Here is an 18,385-nt window from a genome sequence, read left to right on the forward strand (position 1 = left end):
CGGCTGGCCGGTCACTGCCGCCACGCAGTCGAAGTCACGATCGCGAGCAACAGTTTGGACACCTCGGCGAGCAGCTCATCATCGAGATCTATCACAGTCCTGGCCACATCCACCTCCGAGATATCAACCCGTACACAAATGATATCACCACAGATATACCCCCTGGGATCGTCACTGTGATATGCCCCGTCCTGCCGGAACCGCCGATTGAAGCCCCTCAGTGGGCAGCCTCGGCCTCTGGCACCCCGTTTTTCTCCAGCGCCGCAGCGACCGCTTCGAACTCCGCCAAGGCGGCGGTCAGGTCTTCGACTATCTCGCGGGCGATGATTTCGGGGGCAGGCAGGTTGTCGGTGTCCTCCAAGGACTCGTCGCGCAACCAGGTGATATCGAGGTTGGTCTTGTCGCGCGCCATCAGTTCGTCGTAGCCGAACGATTTCCACCGCTCGGATTCCGTCCGCCGGGCACGGTCTTCGCCGGGCAAGTAGGCCGCGACGAACTCGTCGAGATGCCGGCGGCGTAGCGGGTTCTGTTTCAGGGTGAAGTGCTGGTTGGTGCGCAGGTCGTATACCCACAGTTTGCTGGTCCAGGGCTGTTCGGCGGCAGGCTTCTTATCGAAGAAAAGCACATTTGCTTTCACGCCCTGGGCGTAGAAGATGCCGGTGGGCAGCCGCAGAATCGTGTGCAGGTCGAAATCGGCCAGCAGTTTGCGGCGCAGGGTCTGCCCGGCCCCGCCCTCGAACAGCACATTGTCGGGCAGGACCACGGCGGCGCGGCCGTTCATGTCGAGGATCGTCATGATGTGCTGCAGGAAGTTGAGCTGTTTGTTGCTGGTGGTGACGACGAAATCCGAGCGTTCGATCTCCCGGTCTTCGCGTACCTCCCGCCCATCCGCCCCGACCATCGTCAGTGACGACTTCCGCCCGAACGGCGGATTCGACAGTACGGTGCTCCACCGCCTGCCGGGATCGGCGAGGAGCGCATCACGAACCTCGATGAGCGAATCACCGTCAGGGCGCCCGATGCCGTGCAGCAGCAGATTCATCGCCGCCAGCCGAGCAGTGCCGTCGACCAGCTCGAATCCGGTGGCGAAATCGTCGCGCAGATGGCCGCGCTGGGCGGGTGTGAGGTTTTCGGCGCCGCGCGAGGCGTGCTCATGGGCTACGAGCAGGAAGCCACCGGTTCCGCAGGCCGGGTCGACGACGGTATCGGTGGGCTGTGGGTCGATGACATCGACGATTCCTGTGATCAGCTCGCGCGGAGTGAAGTATTGGCCGGCGCATCCAGTCGAGGGTGTGGTGGATACCGACGGGCAGCGGCGTGGTGGGGTACCAGCCGAGTTCGGCGCGCGTGCGGGTGAGGGCCGGCGGGCGAATAATGGTGGCTGGGTCGACGGGAGCGAATTCGATCCAGCCTGTACCCGCGAGTTCGCATGCGGTACGGCCGAAGTCGGCGATCGATGCGGACGGACCGCCGAGGTCGATCGGACCGGGGATATCGGAATCGAGGACGGCCGACAAGCATTCGGTCGCGTCGGCGATGTAGACGAACGACCGGAAACTGGGATCGGTGAGGCGGATTGTCTGGTCGCGTAGCGCGGCAGCGCACAGGTGCGCGGTGACGCGACCGTCAGCCGGCCGCATATGTGGGCCGTAGACCTCGAAGGGCCGCACGATTGCGATGCGGGTATCGGGGAAATTGCGGGTCGCGGTTTCCATAAGCAGGTGCGCGGCCTTCTGCGCGCAGGGCGCCGCCCGCCCCCGGATGCCTTCCGACTCGATGTCGTGCGGTCCGCAACCGGAGGCGAGGACAAAGCGAGCCTGGTGCGCGGCGGCGACATCGAGGGCGGCAAGCGTGCCGGTGACGGCGGAGCGCAGGGTGGCGGTGGTTACGCGCGCCGCGGCGACCGGGCTGCCGGGACAGGCGAGGTGCGCGATATGGGTGACGATGCCGAGGTCGGCGAAAGTGCCGATATCGGCGGTGTCGGCGATACGCAGGGAGAAGCGCGGATGCTCGGTGAGCTCGGCGACGGCGGCTATACGACCGGTGCTGAGATTGTCGATCGCGGTGACCCGGTCGCCGCGCGCGAGCCGGGCGCGGCACAGGTGCGAGCCGAGAAAGCCCGCGCCGCCGGTGACGACGAGATGGTACATGGCCTGGCTTTCTGCCGGTAGTGACGACGAGCGGAATCGGGGACCATGCAGCCGTACGCGACGAGGGTTGCGTAGGCGGCACGTTTACGGGGACAGTCGTGATTGCGGTGGCGGCGCATGGCGCCGTGGGCGTCGTCGAGGTTCAGCGGTACCCCCGGCAGTCCGCAGGTCCAGGCGATCGGTGTGGGGATGGCGCCGATCGGCCGGTGCGATGGGTGCCGGCGGGGCGGGCGGTGTTCGAGTCGCTGGAGTGAGAGCGGCGGATCGGTGGGCCAGGCGCAGCCGAGAGCCGTGGCGGCGATTGCGGACAGCACGACGGTCAGGGCAATCGACGAGAGAATGTTCCAGACGCTCATATCGAGGCCACGTCCGCTACGACCGGCGGGACGCTGGGGGTCCACACCTGGTGCGGGCATACCGTTTCCAGCCGGTAACCGAGGTCGCAGAACAGGTGGGGCTGGTTGTCGACATGGCCGAGATCGAAGGCGATGATCACCCCGGCGCCGAGCTCGGTGGCGCGGGCACGGATATAGGCGAGCGGGTTCGCCCCGCCGGTCGGCGGATACACGGTAGACAGGTAGCGGTAACCGGCCTGCCCAGCATGCCAACGGATCTCACAGTCGTGACGGTATGCATGGTGAACCGAAATCTCGGCCCGTACGAACCCGATGGCGGCGGGTCTCCGCAAGGCCGGCGGCCTGCGGACAGGCGTGGACAGCATTATCCCTCCCGAGACATGTAGTGGAGAAATCGCGAATCGGCATGCGGCAACGAGGCACGGCCCGAAGTACGGCCGCCGACCACATTGCGGCGCTGCGGGTTCGGGATGGAGCCGGCCGGTAACTGCCTCTCCCGAACACCTGCCCACAGCAGACCATGAGATATACGCTGGTCCAAGCCGAATCGGGTATGCGAATCAAGTTGGTGCCAAGCCCCAGAACGTGATTCGAACCTCGATTCGGAATCGATTCGATTTCGGGGTACCAAATGATTCGTTTTCGGTTCGGATGGAGGGACGGGCATGACCAGTGACGAGGGGGCCGACCCATCGACCCTGCCCCGGCGGCAGCTGGGTCGATTCCTGCGCGAGCACCGCGAGGCGATCGGGCTGAGCCTGGCGAAGGCGGCTGCGCTGGCAGAGTTGAGTCAGGCGGCGCTACAACGCATCGAGACCGCCCGGACCAAGAAGATCCGCGCGCTCGATGTGCGCGGCCTGTGCGAGCTGTACGAGGTGACTGGGGATGAAACGCTGCGCGCGCTCGACCTGGCGGAACAGGCAAAGGTGACGTCGTGGTACACGGCATTCGCCGGGCTCTACAGTGATCCGACGTTCAACATGTACGTGGAGCTCGAGACGGTCACACAGAAGATGGTCATCTACAACGAAATCGTGCCTGGCCTGCTGCAAACCCCGGACTACGCACGCGCTTTGATCAGCGCGTTTTACAAGGACCACGACGACGAGGACATAGCCCGACGGCTGGATCTGAGGGTCAGACGGCAGGCCACAGTGACTCGCCGTGCGGCACCTGTCGAACTCGAAGTTCTCCTGCACGAATCAGCGCTTCATCGTCAGATCGGTTCTCCGCAGACCATGTCCGCGCAGCTCCATCACCTGGCCGAATTGAGCAAGCGGCCGAACGTCAGCCTGTTGATACACCCGTTCACCAGCGGATGCGCTCACGGCCTATTGCATGGCGCGTTCATGATCCTGAATTTCGGACAAGATGCCAAGGGAACCGCCTCCGAGCCGCCCTTGGTTTACTTCGAGGGTGCCGGAAAGCCGGACCTCTACCTGGAGAATCCAGCTGACATCCGTCGCTACACTGAAATCGCTTCGGAAGTTCGAACAGCAGCTCTCGACGAAGCGCGATCACGTGAGTTGCTCAGGAAAGCAGCGAGGAGTTTCACCGCATGAGTTTCGAAGCCTCCAAGGCCAATTGGTTCAAGAGCAGCCACAGCAGCGGCCAGACCGAATGCGTAGAGGTGGCTTGGTTGGAGGGCGACCTTGTCGGCGTTCGTGACTCCAAGAATGCGTCGGGCCCGGCTCTGGCCTTCGCGGCGGATACCTGGGTTGCCTTCACTGCATCCGCGCGCTCCGGCAAGTTCAGCAAACGAAAATGAGATTGGAAGCTCTCGTGACCTAATTCGAACCATGCCTGACCTGGCATTACAGGCACTTTGGTGGTGCGGGTCTGTGTCCGGGGCGATAGTTCTTAACGTGGTCCCCACCACCACCGACGACCTCGCCGCCCACCTCCAGAACAACCTCCTCGACCGCCCCCTGAGCGACCACCGTGAAGTCCGCGCAATGTGGGCTATCTGTGGGTCGTAACCGTTCGGTTGACAGTGCCCGCCGTGCCAGTAATGTTGGTACAGCGATTGTTCGATGAGTTCGGGGGGACGTTTTGTCAGAGGGGCCAGCGGATCCGGGCTTGCAGGTGGTTCCTGACCACGTCTTGGATGCGGGTAAGTTCGTTCAGCTCACCGCCGACCAGCTGGTGAACGCCCTCCACTCCCTCGACACCGATATCGACGCAGTGCTCGGCGTATGGAAAGGCCACTCCGCCACCGCCTACCGCGCCGGCTGGGACGAAACCAAACGTGGCGCTGTCGAGGTACTGGAAGCATTGTCGACCATCGCCGAACTCCTGGGCGTCACCACCGCATCGTTCGTCGAACAGGACGACACCAATTCCCAGAGCTTCCCATCGCTGAACCTTTAGCCATACCCCGGGGGATCCATCGTGCCCGACGATTCACAAGCCTTTCAGGTCGACCTCGGCCAACTCGACAACCTCACCGCCCGCGCAGGCAATTTCGTCGGCTTCCTCAACGACAGCCTCACCAGCCTCCAGCAACGCATGGACGCCCTGCAACACACCTGGACCGGTGACGCCGCCCGCGCCCAATCCGATGCCTACCGGCAATGGGCAACCGGCGCCACCGACGTAAACGACGGTGTCGATGCCATGCGCCAGGCCGCCGCCGACGCCCACACCCGCTACACCACCGCCCTCGACACCGTGGCGCGTATTCTCGGCCCCCGATAACCGTCGATGAACGTCATCAACGTCGACCCGGCCACCTACTACTAAGCCGCGAAGATCGTCAACCAGGCCGTATCCGCCTTCTTCTCCACCTACGCCGGGAAACTCAAAGGCCTGGAATCCACCAGCAAGATGGCGGGCAGCGTCGGCCCCGGCAAGGAATGGGCCCGCTCCTACGACGAACAGGTCCAAGGCACCAACAACCTCGTCACCGCCCTGGCCATGCTGGCCGACCGCTACACCAGCGCCCTCAATCAGATCGGCCACACCTACGCCCTCGCCGACCACGAACCCAGCACCGGCACCCCACCACCGGCCAAACCACCTAACCCCCCGCTGGCGTTCTCCTCCTGCCCGGTCCCACCGCCCTCGGCCGGGGGTCCCGGTAGCGGCCTGGTCGACGACGGCCTCGAACTCGCCAAGAAAATCGGCATCGACCTGCCCGTCCCCGACGGCGACACCGACAAACTCCATACCGCCGCCACCATCTGGAAAGCCATCGCCCAAGCCCCCGAAATCACCAACCTCCCCGCCGAACTCGAACGCGCCGCCACCCTGTTCCAGACTGTCACCGCCCCGGAAGTCGACACCATCGACGACGACCTACGGGTCATGAAAGCCGCCGCCGAAGACCTCATCGCCACCTTCACCGACCTCGCCAACGAATGCACCGCACAAGAAGGCGCACACGACAAGATGAAGGTCGACCTCCAGGAGGTCCTCGGCTGGTTCGCCGAAGAACTCCGCGACTACGCCCTGGTCACCGTCGCCTTCGCCGTCGCCGCCTCCTTCCTGTCCTTCGGCGTCGGCGGCGCCGCCGTCACCGCCGTCCGAGCAGGCAAAGCCGTCGACCTCGTCAACGACGTCATCGCCAGACTCCGCCACATCGTCTCCATCGCCGGCGTCCGCAAAGCCGTCAAACTCACCCGCGACACCACCGACAGCCGCACCAAACTCGAACGCCTCCACGACGCCATCGAAACCGCCGAAGACACCGTCGAAGCCGCCGGAAAGAAGCTGACGCCCGAGGAGGTTCGACAACGTGCGCAGCAGATCGGCGAAGAAGTGCAGTCACGTCCAAAGGATTCCGAACCCAGGAACCCGGAATACTTGGCGGCAAAGCTGAATGAGTTGAATTTATCCCATGACGAAGCAGTCGCGGCGACTGTAGTTGCCACCGAAACAGCCTTCGGCGAGAACGCGGGTACAGCACCGGCGCGGGATGGTGGCACTGTGCTCCTTCCAGCTTCCACGCATCATAAACTGGTTATGATAATCAAGCCGGACGGAACCGTGGTCGCCGCGCGAGGTAACGTAACGGAATTCCTGTAACAGCTCGAGCAGTAGACATCAACGATTGGAGAACCGGTGACAGAAGGTTCCATCCCCGGAACAATGGACTTCGAGATCTATCTCCTGATGAGCATGAGGCGAAACGCGAATATCAAACGGCATAAATTGAGGTCATTGGGGATCGATCAGAGCGAAGCGGAATCCCGCTCTCGCAGAGTGAAAGGCTTTCTCGGTTTCGGTCCGGACCGTTTCCTGAATTTGGCCTCGATTTTAAATATTCCCGTTTCCAAATCGAACACGAGCCTGCTTCATCCGCTGAAGCTATGGCCCGACTTTAACTTCTATGTAGAAAACGACGGCGGATTCTGGGGAATGGCAAAATTTGAACGCGCGTCCAGTGCCACCAGGCCGCAGATGGATTTACCGGAAAAGCTGGCGCCATGGAGTGTGGCGGTCGACGATTTCGAAGCCACCTTCAGCACCTTTCGCTGCACAGACGGGTTCCCCCCTTGGGAAGAATTTGTTTTTCAGGGCTTCGATGGCGTAGAATATGGCGCCGACTTCAGCTATCGACTTCTTCAAAAGATCGAGGTTATCACGCATTTACCATGACTCAAGACTATTCCAGTCTCGAAAAACTCTCCGGAGTCTACCTTATAGACCGAGATCTACAATCAATAATGCTTGTTGTCGCCGCGGACGACTGAACTGGACAATTATCCCTTTTCATCCTGACTGACGGCGGTCTGAGTTTTCGACTACGCGCTGGTCACCGTCGCCTTCGCCGTCGCTGCTTCCTTCCTGTCCTTCGGCGTCGGCGGCGCCGCCGTCACCTTCGACGATGCTGTAACAAAACACGTCGAGGATCCCGGAACCCTCCATATCGACGGAACCTACCATGGTAACCCCGCAATCCTGAACTATAATCCGAATAGCGGACTCGTTGTTGTACAATCTCCTTCTGGAGAATTTGTATCGGGATGGAAGCTGAGCGAGGGGCAAAAACAGAATGTACTCGATCGAGGAAAACTTGGCGGTGGATGATGACTGACAGTAGTGCTGCCATTGCACGAATGGTCGCGGGATACAAGCCCATATTGGAGTCTCTATTATCCGGCAAGTCGGGCGCCGACGAATTCGAACACAACTACCTTTACCACTTCAAGAATGACAAGAACCAAGTAACCGGACCAGACTTCGATATACTAGACGAGCTATTCGCATCTGTAGACGATTACGTGTCAGACCCAACCCGACGTGAAGAAGTCGGAGGAATAGACGAGAAGGAACTCAGAACCCGCGCATCAGAGGCCTATAGAAAGCTGTTCGGACAACACCCCTGATCCTGGACAGGCGGTGACCGGCCACGCGGCCCGACATTGGACTTCAATGGGGTTCCAAGGGTTCCAATAAAACGCTGGCATGTACTCGGCGGGTAGGATTCCAAAATGCGAGAGAAGGTATACCGATTGAACTCGACGACAAACATCGGATACCAAGGATCGTTCCTGATCAACTTTCGCCACTTCCAGTTCCCCGAAGGAGGCAACCCGAATTGGCAGTGGATCAGCGTAAAAGAATTTCGAATCCATGATCCCAACCCTAGTGATCAGCAAATTCTGATAACGATAATAGGAGCCGAAGAGTTCCGAGATGATTACGACCCCAGACTATTCCAGTCTCGAAAAACTTTCCGGAGTCTACCTTGAGGATAGTTACGTCCTGGCGGTGTGGGAAGGTGAAGATTATCTTCTGTTCGAACTTGATGCTGTGCTCACTCCGAAGAGCCCTGGGTATACGGACCCGAACCCTGGCGAGCAGTACTGCTATATGAGGAGCGAGCTGCTATTCGACAGCATTACAAGAATCGAATGGAGGCAGCGCACACTTCAACCATACCGCGACGCGACCGGTGAGGTAGATTACGGAAATATAGACGTTCTGGAAATCCTCGAGGACGGCTACCGGATAGAAGGGGATTGGGGATCTGTTCGCATCTGGAGTGAAGCACTGCCCCAATTCGAGCCCGGCGGTAACTTCCAACGGTAACCGCAAACTCAGGGACTGGCGCAAGCTTTCCGAAAACAGGAATTTCACCCTCGACGAGATCTTGGATCGGTCCCGGAGCGCAGATGCGCTCGTTCGGGACGAGGCAATATTTGGGTTAGCTGATTTCATCTCCGACGGCCGCGCGATTAGTCGACTCTATGAAATGCTGGACGACGAAATTGTCACGATGCAGATAGATGCCGCAGAAGTTCTCGCGAAGCACGGCGGAGCCGATGGGCTACTGCTGGTAATGGAGAAGCTCGGAGAACGAGGCAGCGACCCAGATGCCGACTATATTGCATATAAGCTGTATGAACTCGATGCGACCGGCGAAATGGAAGTGGTCGATACAATCGAGTCCTTCAAGAGGGATCTTTCGGAAATCGGCTCCACCGCTTTTGAGAACTTCAAGGTGTTACGATTCAGTGGCGGACAGGCCGATAAGCAATGATCGCCCCAAAAGCCACCGCCGAAACCATGAGATATAGCCCGTCGCCGGCCATACTCAGGTGGTGACCGGCGTCCTGGATCGGTACTGTTCATGCGGTTGCCGACCAGGCCGTATTGTGCGGTTGACGGGTGGGTGTCGACGGAGAGCAAGGGGTCAGGGTGTCACGTTCGGTTCACGAGGTCATCGAGGCGTTTCGGCAGGCTCCGTCGAATTCGGAGCGGGGCATGAAGTTCGAGCAGTTGATGGTGCGGTACCTCGAGCTCGATCCCCTGCTGTCGCAAGAATACGACTCGGTGTGGCGGTGGACCGATTGGCCCGGACGCGACGGCCGCCCCGATACCGGGATCGACCTGGTGGCCCGGCAGCGGGACACGGGAGAGTTCACGGCGATCCAGTGCAAGTTCTACGAGCCGACCCATACCCTGGCCAAGGGCGATATCGATTCGTTCTTCACCGCGTCGGGCAAACATCCGTTCACCAACCGAGTGATCATTTCCACCACCGACCGGTGGGGCAAGAACGCCGAGGAGGCGCTCGCCGGCCAGTCGATCCCGGTGCAGCGGATCGGGTTGGCCGAGATCGCCGATTCCCCGATCGACTGGGATATCGCGTGGCCGCAGGGCGAACTGCAGGTCACGCTTACCGAGGCCAAGCGGCACGATCCCCGCAAACATCAGATCGAGGCGATCGAGAAGGTGTTCGCCGGCTTCGCCGCCGGGGCCGACAGGGGCAAGCTCATCATGGCGTGCGGGACGGGAAAGACGTTCACCGCGTTGAAGATCGCCGAACGCACCGCCACCGAGAACGCCGGCAGTGCCCGGGTCCTGTTCGCGGTGCCGTCGATCTCGCTGTTGTCGCAGACGCTGCGGGAGTGGACCGCGCAAACTCAGATGGAGTTGCGGGCGTTCGCGGTGTGTTCGGATACGAAAGTTTCCCGGGCGGCCGAGGATATGGGTGTGCACGATGTGGCGATCCCGGTCACCACCGATGCGGCGGTGCTGGCGGCGGAGATGAGCCGCCGCGAGCATGCCGGCGGGTTGACCGTGGTGTTCACCACCTACCAGTCGCTGCCGGTGGTGGCGAAAGCGCAGGCGCAGGGGGTCACCGATTTCGATCTGGTGCTGTGCGACGAGGCCCATCGCACTACCGGCGTCACCCTGGCCGGTGCGGACGAGTCGAACTTCGTACGCGTCCACGATGCGGACTATCTGAAGGCGCGCCGACGCCTCTATATGACGGCGACCCCGCGCCTGTTCGACAACCGAGGACCGCACCACCATCATCTACAACCCGAACGTCACCATCACCGCGGTCCCGGCCGAAGCCGACCGATACATGCTCGGCTCCCGTTCGGCCCTCGCCTGGCTCATCGACCGCTACCAGGTCACCACGGATAAATCCTCGGGTATCACCAACGACCCCAACGACTGGTGCGATGAGCACGACGACCCGGCCCACATCGTCGAGCTGATCAAACGGGTCACCACCGTCGCAGTGGAAACGATGCGCATCGTCGACGCGCTCGAGCAAGGCTGAAACCGCAGCACTCTGGGCATGGCGTATGTGGGGCACCGGTCGGCGCGCCGGGTGTCGCCGCGCCGGAAGCGATGCCGACTCTGTCGATACCCGCCGCTACTTTGACCGGCTATGGCCGTGCAATCGTCGAGTCCACACGATGGGCTGTTCAAAGCGATCTGCTCCCGCAAAGCGGAGATCGCCGGCATACTGCGCGCCAACCTGCCCGAACCACTCGCCGCACGTCTGGACTTCGACTGTTTGGAGTTGCAACCGGCCGGTTTCATCGAGCAGAACCTGCGCGCGTTCTACAGTGACCTGCTGTTCCGTACCCACCTGTCGGGCCACGACGCCTACGTATATGTCCTCGTCGAGCACCAGTCGTGCCCGGACCGGTTCATGCCGATGCGGATGCTGCGCTACATACTCATGACCTGGACCCAGCACCTCGACGCGCACCCGAACAGCAAAGCCCTACCCGCTGTCATCCCGCTGGTCGTGCACTCCGGGCCCAGAGGCGAGCGGTGGAACTATCCGACCGAACTGGGCGAGCTGATCGATATCGACGACAAGGCTCGAGCCGAACTCGCCGAGCACCTACCGAGCTTGAAGATCCTGCTCGACGATCTGTCCCAGGTCGATATCGCCGCGATCCAAGCCCGTGACCTCACCCCACCGGCGCGGCTGGTACTGGTCCTGCACAAGATCACCGCCAAGAACACGAACCTCGGCCACGATCTGCAACGCTTTATCACCGATTTGAACGCGTTGACCGGGGATGACCTGTGGCGGGTATTCGAGTACATTTTCTTGGAGGGCGATACCGGTCTCGAAGACTTACAAGCCCTGTTGAATCAGCTCGGTCCGCGAGCCAAGGAGGTAGCTGTGACCACCGCAGAACGACTCCGCGCCGAAGGCCGAGTCGAAGGCTGGGCCCAAGGCCGCGCCGAAGGGCGGGCAGAAGGGGAAGCCCAGATGCTGCTCAAGCTGTTGACCTCCAAATACGGGATACTGCCCGCCGAGGCGGTCGACCGGGTGCGCTCCGCCGACACCGACGAACTGGAAGCATGGATGACGCGCGCACTCACCGCCGCCACCCTGAACGAGATCTTCACACCCGCCTGAATCAACTCGGTCCGCGAGCCAAGGAGGTAGCTGTGACCACCGCAGAACGACTCCGCGCCGAGGGATACGCCGAGGGATACGCCGAAGGGGCGGCGTGGGTGCTGCTCGAGTTGGCGGTAGCCAAGTTCGGGACGCTGTCCGCCGAAACGGTCCACCGGGTCCGCTCCGCCGACACCGACGAACGGGAAACGTGGGCACTCCGCGTACTCACCGCCAGTACTATCGACGAGGTCTTCGTCCCCGACTGAGCCGGCCGCAGAGCGCCCTCCGGCCTTGTGCGGCGATACTCCGGGCGGCTGTTCCCTTCGTCATTCCATGGCAGGACGGGCGGTAGTAGGCGTGGTGGCGGCAGACTGTTCCCCCGCCGCGCTGCGACCTGCGCGGCGGCCGGAGAAAATGCAGTCGGACAGGGACAGCCCGCTGACGTAGGAGTTGACGCAGATTCCGGCGGCTGTCCGGCCGGCGGCATACAGGCCCGGGATATCGGCGCCGTCGGCGCCCTTCACCGCGCCGGTGTCCTCGTCGACGACCAGCCCGCCGACGGTGAACATCGGGCAAGGGTTGGTCAGGCTTCGTTTGATCGAGACATCCACCAGCCAGTACGGCCCCGCCCCTACGGGACGGACATAGTCGGCGGGTTTACCGACCGGGTCGGGGGCGCCGGTGGCGTATGCGGAGTTGTGCGCGGCGACCGTTTCTCGCAGACCTGACGCGTCGATACCCGCCGCGGCGGCGACGGCATCCAGAGTCTTGCCTCGCTTAGCCTTTCGCCGCATGACCTCGAACTGCATCCGCTGGAACCAGGCCGCCTGCGGGCCGATCTGCGAAATCGCCTTCCGCATGAGTTCTTCGTCGGCGAGTAGGAAACCGATACCGTCGTGCCGGTTGATCAGGGCGGCACCGACCGCGGCACCGTAGCGGGTTTCGTCGATGACTCGCTGACCTTTCCCGTCCACCAATAGCGCACCGGCGAACGAGCTCGGCGGCAGCAGGAAGCGCCAGGCCGAGACATTGCCCATCCGGGCTGTGGCGGCGCCGGCGCTGCGACCCATTTCGATACCACTGCCGTCGTCACCGGAGCTGCCCAGCGCCAGCCCGTTCTGGTAGGCGGGGGCGTAGGCGCGCACCATTTCCCGGTTGGCGATGAAACCGCCCGCGGTGAGGACGACACCGCGCCGGGCGAGTACTCGGAGGGTGGCGCCGTAGCGGCGGTCCAGGCGGGCGAGCTGTTTCTCCAGTGCGCGACGCAGGGGCGGGTAGTAGATGCCGGGCTTGGCCGCGACGGCGGCCATTCGGATGTATCGTGCGCGCACCTGGGCCGGCGCATCGCGCAGTGTCCGGCACTGCACCCCGACAACGGCGCCGGTGTCGTCGGTGAGCAGCGCGGTCGCCGTGGTGAGCGATTCGACCCGGACGCCCTTGTTCGCCGCGGACCGGGCGAGCGGCGCGAACAGCTTCTTCCCCGAGGTACCCCACCCCTTGACCCGGTGGCCGCGTTGGGCGGGGGTGATGTCGTTGAAGGCGCCGGAGATCTCGCTGCCGGAGTAGTAGAGGTAGTAGTCGTTGTTCGGGTACGAGGTCTTGTAGGGGCACAGGGACGCCTCGAAGGGCACTCCGTGACCGGTCAGCCAGTCGATCATCGCCGGGCTGCCGTCCACGAACCGGCGCAGGGTCGCGGGCGCGACCGCATCGCCGACCTCACGTTCCAGGTAGGCCAGCATCTGCTCGGGAGTGTCCTCGACCCCGCCCGCGCGCTGTACCCAGGTTCCGCCGCCGGCGTAGATGATCCCGCCGGACAGTGCGGTCGCTCCCCCACCGGTGAACCGGTCCAGGACGAGGACCTGGGCACCGTCCTCGGTGGCCTGCAGCGCCGGCCGCTCCGTATCCGACGACGACCACGTCCGCGGTCAGGTCCCATTCCTGCGCCATATAGCCAACTCCACCGAAAATTGAAACGAGTTTCGCTGCCGTTTTCGCGACAGAACAAGTCTTCTGCCACACAACATAGACCAACAGCCGCATCATTCTATAACGTGTTCTACATGAACGATCGGGAATACGATGTGGTGGTGGTCGGCAGCGGCGCCGCCGGAATGACCGCCGCCCTCACCGCCGCGCACAACGGGCTGAGTGTGGTGCTCCTGGAGAAGGCGCCCTACTACGGTGGGTCCACCGCGCGCTCGGGCGGCGGGGTGTGGATCCCCGGCAACAAGGCCCTGCGCGATACCGGCGGTCCCGACGACCGCGAGGAAGCGCGGCGCTACCTGCACAGCATCATCGGCGACGTCGTGCCCGCCGAACGTATCGACACCTATATCGACCGCGGTGCGGAAGCCCTCGATTTCGTGCTGGCCAACAGCCCGCTGGAAATGGAATGGGTCAAGGGCTACTCCGACTACTACCCCGAAGCGCCCGGCGGCCGGGCCGGTGGCCGGTCCTGTGAACCCAAACCGTTCAACGCCATGATCCTCGGCGACGAACGCTTCAACATCCACCCGCCCTACTCCAAAGCTCCGCTGAACGTCGCCGTCACACAGGCCGATTTCGTCCGGCTGAACCTGATCCGCCGCCACCCCAAGGGCATGCTGCGGGCACTGCGGGTCGGCGTGCGCACCTACTGGGCCAAGTTCACCCGTAAGCATCTGATGGTGATGGGTCAGGCCATCATCGCGGGTATGCGCAAGGGTCTGATGGACGCGAACGTGCCCGTACTGCTCGACACCCCTATGAACAAACTGGTGATCGAGGACGGCAAGGTCACCGGCGTCGAAGCGACCCACAACGGCGAAACCGTCCGCTTCACCGCCCGCCACGGTGTGGTGCTGGGCAGCGGCGGGTTCGAGCACAACGCCGAGATGCGCGCCAAGTACCAGCGGGAGCCGATTACCACTGAGTGGACGACCGGTGCCGCGACCAACACCGGAGATGGCATCCTCGCCGGTATGGACGCGGGTGCCGCGATCGGCTTCATGGAGGACGCCTGGTGGGGTCCGACCATCTTCAAGGGTGGTAAGCCGTGGTTCGCGCTGTCCGAACGCAACCTGCCCGGTTCGATCATGATCAACCCGAAGGGTGAGCGGTTCGGCAACGAATCCGCACCCTACGTGGAGGCCGTGCACACCATGTACGGCGGTGAATACGGGCAGGGCGAGGGCCCGGGCGAGAACATCCCCACCTGGCTGGTTTTCGATCAGCGCTACCGCAACCGGTACATGTTCGCCAGCCTGCAGCCGGGCCTGAAGTTCCCGTCGCGCTGGATGGAGAACGACCTGATCGTCAAGGCCGCGACGCTGCAGGAGCTGGCCGAGAAGATCGGGGTTCCTGCCGATAAGCTCGCCGCGACCGTCGAACGGTTCAACAAGTTCGCCGATTCCGGTAAGGACGAGGACTACAACCGCGGCGACAGCCAGTACGACCGCTACTACGGCGACCCCACTGTCAAACCCAACCCGTGCCTCGCCTCGCTGGTCCAGGGCCCGTTCTACGCGGCCAAGATGGTGCCCGGCGATCTCGGCACCAAGGGGGGCCTGGTCGCCGATACCGCGGCTCGCGTACTCCGCGAGGACGGCACCCCGATCGACGGGCTCTACGCGTCCGGCAACGTGTCGACCCCGGTCATGGGTCACACCTACGCCGGCCCCGGCGCCACCATCGGCCCCGCCATCGCCTTCGGTTACCTCGCCGTCCACGACATCATCGACCGCAAGAAGGCCGGGTCCGCCACGTCCCCGGCCGAGGCCTGAGCCGAGGAGAAGTTATGCCCATCGATCCACAGGTAGCGCTCGGCGCGGAACTGCCGAGCAAGGAATTCTCCTGGACGGCCTCCGATATCGCGCTCTACCACCTGGGTATCGGGGCGGGGCACCGCTGGACCGATCCCGCCGAACTGCGCTACCTCGACGATCGGGAACCGCAGGTCCTGCCCACCTTCGCCACCGTCGCGCACACCCTGCGCGATACCGACCCACCGAAGGTGAAGTTCCCCGGCGTCGATATCGACCTCGCGAAGGTTGTGCACGGCGCACAGGAGATCCAGGTGCACCGGCCGCTGCCCGCTTCGGGTAAAGCGACCCGCACCGGCCGGATCAGCGAGATCTGGGACAAGGGATCCAACGCGGTGATCGTGCAGGAATTCACCGTCACCGGCTCCGACGGCGAAGCCCTGTGGACCGAACGGTCCTCCATCTTCGCCCGCGGTGAAGGCGGTTTCGGCGGCGAACGCGGCCCCAGTAACAAGGCCGAACTCCCCGACCGGGCACCGGATTTCGATGTCACCACCGCGACCCTGCCGCAGCAGGCGCTGCTCTACCGCCTCTGCGGCGACCGCAACCCGCTGCACTCCGACCCGGAATTCGCCAAGGGCGCCGGCTTCCCGGCACCGATCCTGCACGGTCTCTGCACGTACGGGATCATCTGCAAAACCGCCACCGATACGGTGCTGGAATCCGCAGCGGCCAAAGTCACCGGGTTCAAGGCGCGGTTCGCCGGGGTCCTGTTCCCCGGTGAGACGCTGCGGTCACGCATCTGGCAGGAACCGGGCAAGCTGACCATCAGCGCTACGGCCGTCGACCGCGAGGACGCGCCGGTGCTGGGAGACGTGGTCCTCACCTACGCCGACTGACGCGTCCCGCCCTGTGGCCGATGACCTGAAGGTTGTCGGCCACAGGCATTTCCGGTCCGATGTTGCACACCGAGGAAACTGCAACTATGTTGATTACAGTTTCCGCCGAGGGGGAAGGTTCAGCATGAGCGTCAGCAGCAGGAGCGCGGTGGCGATTCATGCCCTCACCATGCTGGGACGCTGGGAGGATCGCTCATTGACTTCCGCCGAGATCGCGGACAGCCTGGCAAGCAACCCGGTGCTCGTCCGGCGGATCCTCGGCAACCTACGTGACGCGGGCCTGGTGCGATCCACCGAGGGCAGGGGTGGCGGCTGGTCACTCGAACGTCCTTCCCACAAGATCACCCTGTTCGACGCCTATACCGCCGTCGAGGTGGGCCCCCTCCTTTCCCGGCACCCACACCCACCCAGCGGGCAGTGCGAGGTCGGGCGGAATATGCAGGCCTTGCTCGAGACGGAGTTCCGCGAGGCCGAGCAGGCGATGGAGGACCGTCTCGGCCGGACAACCATCGCACATCTGGTCCAGCGGGTACTGACCATCGAACGCGAGCTCGCACTACCGAATCGCTGATCGAACATCCGGCGGAGGTACACCCTCCGCCATTTTCTCACCCTAACTGCAACCAATTCAGTATCAGTTAATTGCGGAGGATCACCGATATGACCGGCAGACCCATCACAGCAGAGCGCAGCCGCTCCATACCGGCGCTTCTTGCGGTACTCATGGCGGCGGTACTCGTCACCGTCACCTCCAGCGACATGGTCAACCTCATGCTGCCGTCCATCGGCGCCGATTTCGGCGCGTCGGAAGCGGAACTCGCGTGGATCGTCACCGGTTTCCTGCTGATGTTCGCGATCGGTGTTCCCCTCTACGGCCGCCTGGCCGACCGAATCGGATTGCGACGACTCTTCGCCGCCGCGCTGGCCACCTACGCCGCAGGGAGCCTGATCTGCGCGCTTGCACCGGAACTGGCCGCCCTGGTCGGCGGCCGGATCGTCGCCGGAGCCGGCGCGGCAGCGATACCGGTGCTCTCGGTCGTCGCGGTCACCCGCCTCGTACCGCCCGAAAAGCGGACAGCCGCTATCGGAGTCGTCTCCGCGGCCGCCGGTATCGGTACCGCCGCCGGGCCGGCCGTCGGCGGCGGAATAGGCCAGCTGTTCGGCTGGCCGGCATTGTTCTGGATCATGGTGCCGGTCGCGGCGGCTCTGCTCATCCCGGTGTGGCGAATTCTGCCGGACGAAGCCCCCGCGAGCGGAACACCATCCGACCTGCTCGGTGGTGCCCTACTGGGTCTGGGTGCCGGGCTACCCCTGTTCGGCATGACACAGGCGCAGGTCTCCGGCTTCGCGGCGGTCACCTGCTGGGGCAGCCTGGTGGTAGCGATCGCGGCACTCGCCTTGTTCGGGTGGCGCACTGCCCGCGCACCCCACCCGTTCATCCCGCCCAGCCTGTTCACCAACCCGGCCTACCGCACCGCGGTCCTCGTCGTTTTCCTCGCCATGACGGTCAATCTCGGCGGACTTGTATTCGTTCCGCTGCTGGTGGTGGAGGTACACGGGCTCACGCCAGGATCGGGAGCCCTTGTCATGATCCCGGCCGGTATCGCCGTCGCCGCTCTCTCCCCCTTGCTCGGCAGGCTCGCCCGTCGCTTCGGAACAACCACCCTGGTATCGGCGGGGCTCGCCCTCACGGGCCTGTCCTCGGTGTTCCTGTCCGGCTGGGCGGGCGGATCGGTCGTCGCCGCCGGCACCGGCATCCTGGGGATCAGCCTGGGCTTCATCCTCGTACTCGCAACCCTCATCGATACCGCAGCCGGCGAACTGCCCACCGAACAGACCGGCGCAGGAATCGGGATCCTGCAGGGTGCGCAGTTCCTCGGCGCGGGAACCGGCCCCGCCCTGTTCGGTGTGCTGGTCAGCACCCGGCAGGACAGCGCGAACACCGCCCTCAACCCTATCTACAGCGGCTCTGAAGGGGCTGCCTACTCCGATGCGTTCCTTGCGATGGCAGCGGTCACGGGTATCGCGTTGCTCTTTGCACTCCGGCTGCGCCCCACTTCGGTAGACATCCGGCGCCGGGAGTCAGCCGATGGCCCCGGCCACGCCCTGTAGGAGTCGGGGCGACCGGTCA

21 protein-coding genes and 2 pseudogenes are annotated in these 18,385 nt (G+C 63.5%); 18 read left to right on the plus strand and 5 right to left on the minus strand.

Annotated features, from left to right (window positions below; translation table 11 throughout):
• Window positions 1–217: 217 nt before the first annotated feature.
• The 3 genes from ACFWPH_RS11580 to ACFWPH_RS11590 form a co-directional block, all read right to left on the minus strand.
• A complete protein-coding gene (locus tag ACFWPH_RS11580) occupies window positions 218–1,249 on the minus strand; it encodes a class I SAM-dependent DNA methyltransferase (protein WP_378750666.1) in 1,032 nt (343 codons plus the stop codon).
• Window positions 1,152–2,150 carry an NAD-dependent epimerase/dehydratase family protein gene (locus ACFWPH_RS11585; protein ID WP_378750668.1) on the minus strand — a complete coding sequence of 333 codons (999 nt, stop codon included), beginning with the start codon at window positions 2,148–2,150 and terminating at the stop codon, window positions 1,152–1,154. The genes ACFWPH_RS11580 and ACFWPH_RS11585 overlap by 98 nt, the downstream gene beginning before the upstream one ends.
• 352 nt (window positions 2,151–2,502) lie before the next feature.
• Entirely contained in the window at window positions 2,503–2,718 is a 216-nt protein-coding gene (locus tag ACFWPH_RS11590) for a hypothetical protein (protein ID WP_378750026.1), read from the minus strand.
• A 453-nt stretch (window positions 2,719–3,171) separates the two neighbouring features.
• Between ACFWPH_RS11590 and ACFWPH_RS11595 the strand changes: the two genes are divergently transcribed.
• The 6 genes from ACFWPH_RS11595 (at window position 3,172) to ACFWPH_RS11620 (ending at window position 7,105) form a co-directional block, all read left to right on the plus strand.
• The gene (locus ACFWPH_RS11595) at window positions 3,172–4,068 is read left to right on the plus strand and encodes a helix-turn-helix domain-containing protein (protein WP_378750028.1); all 897 of its coding nucleotides are present in this window, start codon (window positions 3,172–3,174) and stop codon (window positions 4,066–4,068) included.
• Window positions 4,065–4,274: a DUF397 domain-containing protein gene (locus tag ACFWPH_RS11600; protein ID WP_378750030.1), complete on the plus strand. Its 210-nt coding sequence runs from the start codon at window positions 4,065–4,067 to the stop codon at window positions 4,272–4,274. The genes ACFWPH_RS11595 and ACFWPH_RS11600 overlap by 4 nt, the downstream gene beginning before the upstream one ends.
• A gap of 317 nt (window positions 4,275–4,591) precedes the next feature.
• Entirely contained in the window at window positions 4,592–4,876 is a 285-nt protein-coding gene (locus tag ACFWPH_RS11605; protein WP_378750670.1) for a WXG100 family type VII secretion target, read from the plus strand.
• A gap of 21 nt (window positions 4,877–4,897) precedes the next feature.
• Complete coding sequence (locus tag ACFWPH_RS11610; protein WP_378750032.1) at window positions 4,898–5,203, plus strand: WXG100 family type VII secretion target; 306 nt, start codon at window positions 4,898–4,900, stop codon at window positions 5,201–5,203.
• A gap of 129 nt (window positions 5,204–5,332) precedes the next feature.
• A complete protein-coding gene (locus ACFWPH_RS11615; RefSeq protein ID WP_378750034.1) occupies window positions 5,333–6,532 on the plus strand; it encodes a hypothetical protein in 1,200 nt (399 codons plus the stop codon).
• Between the two features lie 36 nt (window positions 6,533–6,568).
• A complete protein-coding gene (locus tag ACFWPH_RS11620; protein WP_378750036.1) occupies window positions 6,569–7,105 on the plus strand; it encodes a hypothetical protein in 537 nt (178 codons plus the stop codon).
• 114 nt (window positions 7,106–7,219) lie between these two features.
• Here ACFWPH_RS11620 and ACFWPH_RS11625 read toward each other — a convergent pair whose 3' ends face one another.
• Complete coding sequence (locus tag ACFWPH_RS11625) at window positions 7,220–7,393, minus strand: hypothetical protein (RefSeq protein ID WP_378750038.1); 174 nt, start codon at window positions 7,391–7,393, stop codon at window positions 7,220–7,222.
• Here ACFWPH_RS11625 and ACFWPH_RS11630 point away from each other — a divergent pair.
• The 8 genes and pseudogenes from ACFWPH_RS11630 to ACFWPH_RS11665 all read left to right on the plus strand — a co-directional run bounded on the left by ACFWPH_RS11630 (window position 7,376) and on the right by ACFWPH_RS11665 (window position 11,881).
• Entirely contained in the window at window positions 7,376–7,537 is a 162-nt protein-coding gene (locus ACFWPH_RS11630; RefSeq protein ID WP_378750672.1) for a colicin D domain-containing protein, read from the plus strand. The two genes, ACFWPH_RS11625 and ACFWPH_RS11630, sit on opposite strands and share 18 nt — an antisense overlap.
• Window positions 7,534–7,836, plus strand: a complete 303-nt coding sequence (locus ACFWPH_RS11635) for a colicin immunity domain-containing protein (protein ID WP_378750040.1) — start codon at window positions 7,534–7,536, stop codon at window positions 7,834–7,836. Before ACFWPH_RS11630 ends, ACFWPH_RS11635 begins: the two co-directional genes overlap by 4 nt.
• Before the next feature lie 310 nt (window positions 7,837–8,146).
• Entirely contained in the window at window positions 8,147–8,542 is a 396-nt protein-coding gene (locus tag ACFWPH_RS11640; protein WP_378750042.1) for a hypothetical protein, read from the plus strand.
• A 163-nt stretch (window positions 8,543–8,705) separates the two neighbouring features.
• Window positions 8,706–8,993, plus strand: a complete 288-nt coding sequence (locus ACFWPH_RS11645; protein ID WP_378750044.1) for a hypothetical protein — start codon at window positions 8,706–8,708, stop codon at window positions 8,991–8,993.
• Window positions 8,994–9,151: 158 nt separating this feature from the next.
• Window positions 9,152–10,249: pseudogene (locus ACFWPH_RS11650) on the plus strand (DEAD/DEAH box helicase family protein); the annotation flags it as partial.
• A gap of 46 nt (window positions 10,250–10,295) precedes the next feature.
• A complete protein-coding gene (locus tag ACFWPH_RS11655) occupies window positions 10,296–10,529 on the plus strand; it encodes a type ISP restriction/modification enzyme (RefSeq protein WP_378750674.1) in 234 nt (77 codons plus the stop codon).
• Between the two features lie 111 nt (window positions 10,530–10,640).
• The gene (locus ACFWPH_RS11660; protein WP_378750046.1) at window positions 10,641–11,633 is read left to right on the plus strand and encodes an Rpn family recombination-promoting nuclease/putative transposase; all 993 of its coding nucleotides are present in this window, start codon (window positions 10,641–10,643) and stop codon (window positions 11,631–11,633) included.
• Between the two features lie 32 nt (window positions 11,634–11,665).
• Window positions 11,666–11,881 carry a hypothetical protein gene (locus ACFWPH_RS11665; RefSeq protein ID WP_378750048.1) on the plus strand — a complete coding sequence of 72 codons (216 nt, stop codon included), beginning with the start codon at window positions 11,666–11,668 and terminating at the stop codon, window positions 11,879–11,881.
• 60 nt (window positions 11,882–11,941) lie between these two features.
• Here the strand turns inward: ACFWPH_RS11665 and ACFWPH_RS11670 are convergent.
• A pseudogene (locus ACFWPH_RS11670) lies at window positions 11,942–13,562 on the minus strand (FAD-binding protein).
• 104 nt (window positions 13,563–13,666) lie between these two features.
• Between ACFWPH_RS11670 and kstD the strand changes: the two are divergent.
• From kstD to ACFWPH_RS11690, 4 genes are all read left to right on the plus strand, one after another.
• Window positions 13,667–15,376 (plus strand): 3-oxosteroid 1-dehydrogenase, encoded by a 1,710-nt coding sequence (kstD, locus tag ACFWPH_RS11675; RefSeq protein WP_378750050.1) that lies wholly within the window; start codon window positions 13,667–13,669, stop codon window positions 15,374–15,376.
• 14 nt (window positions 15,377–15,390) lie between these two features.
• Complete coding sequence (locus tag ACFWPH_RS11680) at window positions 15,391–16,254, plus strand: MaoC/PaaZ C-terminal domain-containing protein (protein ID WP_378750052.1); 864 nt, start codon at window positions 15,391–15,393, stop codon at window positions 16,252–16,254.
• Window positions 16,255–16,378: 124 nt separating this feature from the next.
• Window positions 16,379–16,825, plus strand: a complete 447-nt coding sequence (locus tag ACFWPH_RS11685) for an Rrf2 family transcriptional regulator (protein ID WP_378750054.1) — start codon at window positions 16,379–16,381, stop codon at window positions 16,823–16,825.
• 89 nt (window positions 16,826–16,914) lie between these two features.
• Entirely contained in the window at window positions 16,915–18,366 is a 1,452-nt protein-coding gene (locus tag ACFWPH_RS11690; RefSeq protein WP_378750056.1) for an MFS transporter, read from the plus strand.
• Window positions 18,367–18,385 lie beyond the last annotated feature (19 nt).

Source organism: Nocardia sp. NPDC058499, assembly GCF_042719915.1.
In the GTDB taxonomy this organism is placed as follows: Bacteria; Actinomycetota; Actinomycetes; order Mycobacteriales; family Mycobacteriaceae; genus Nocardia.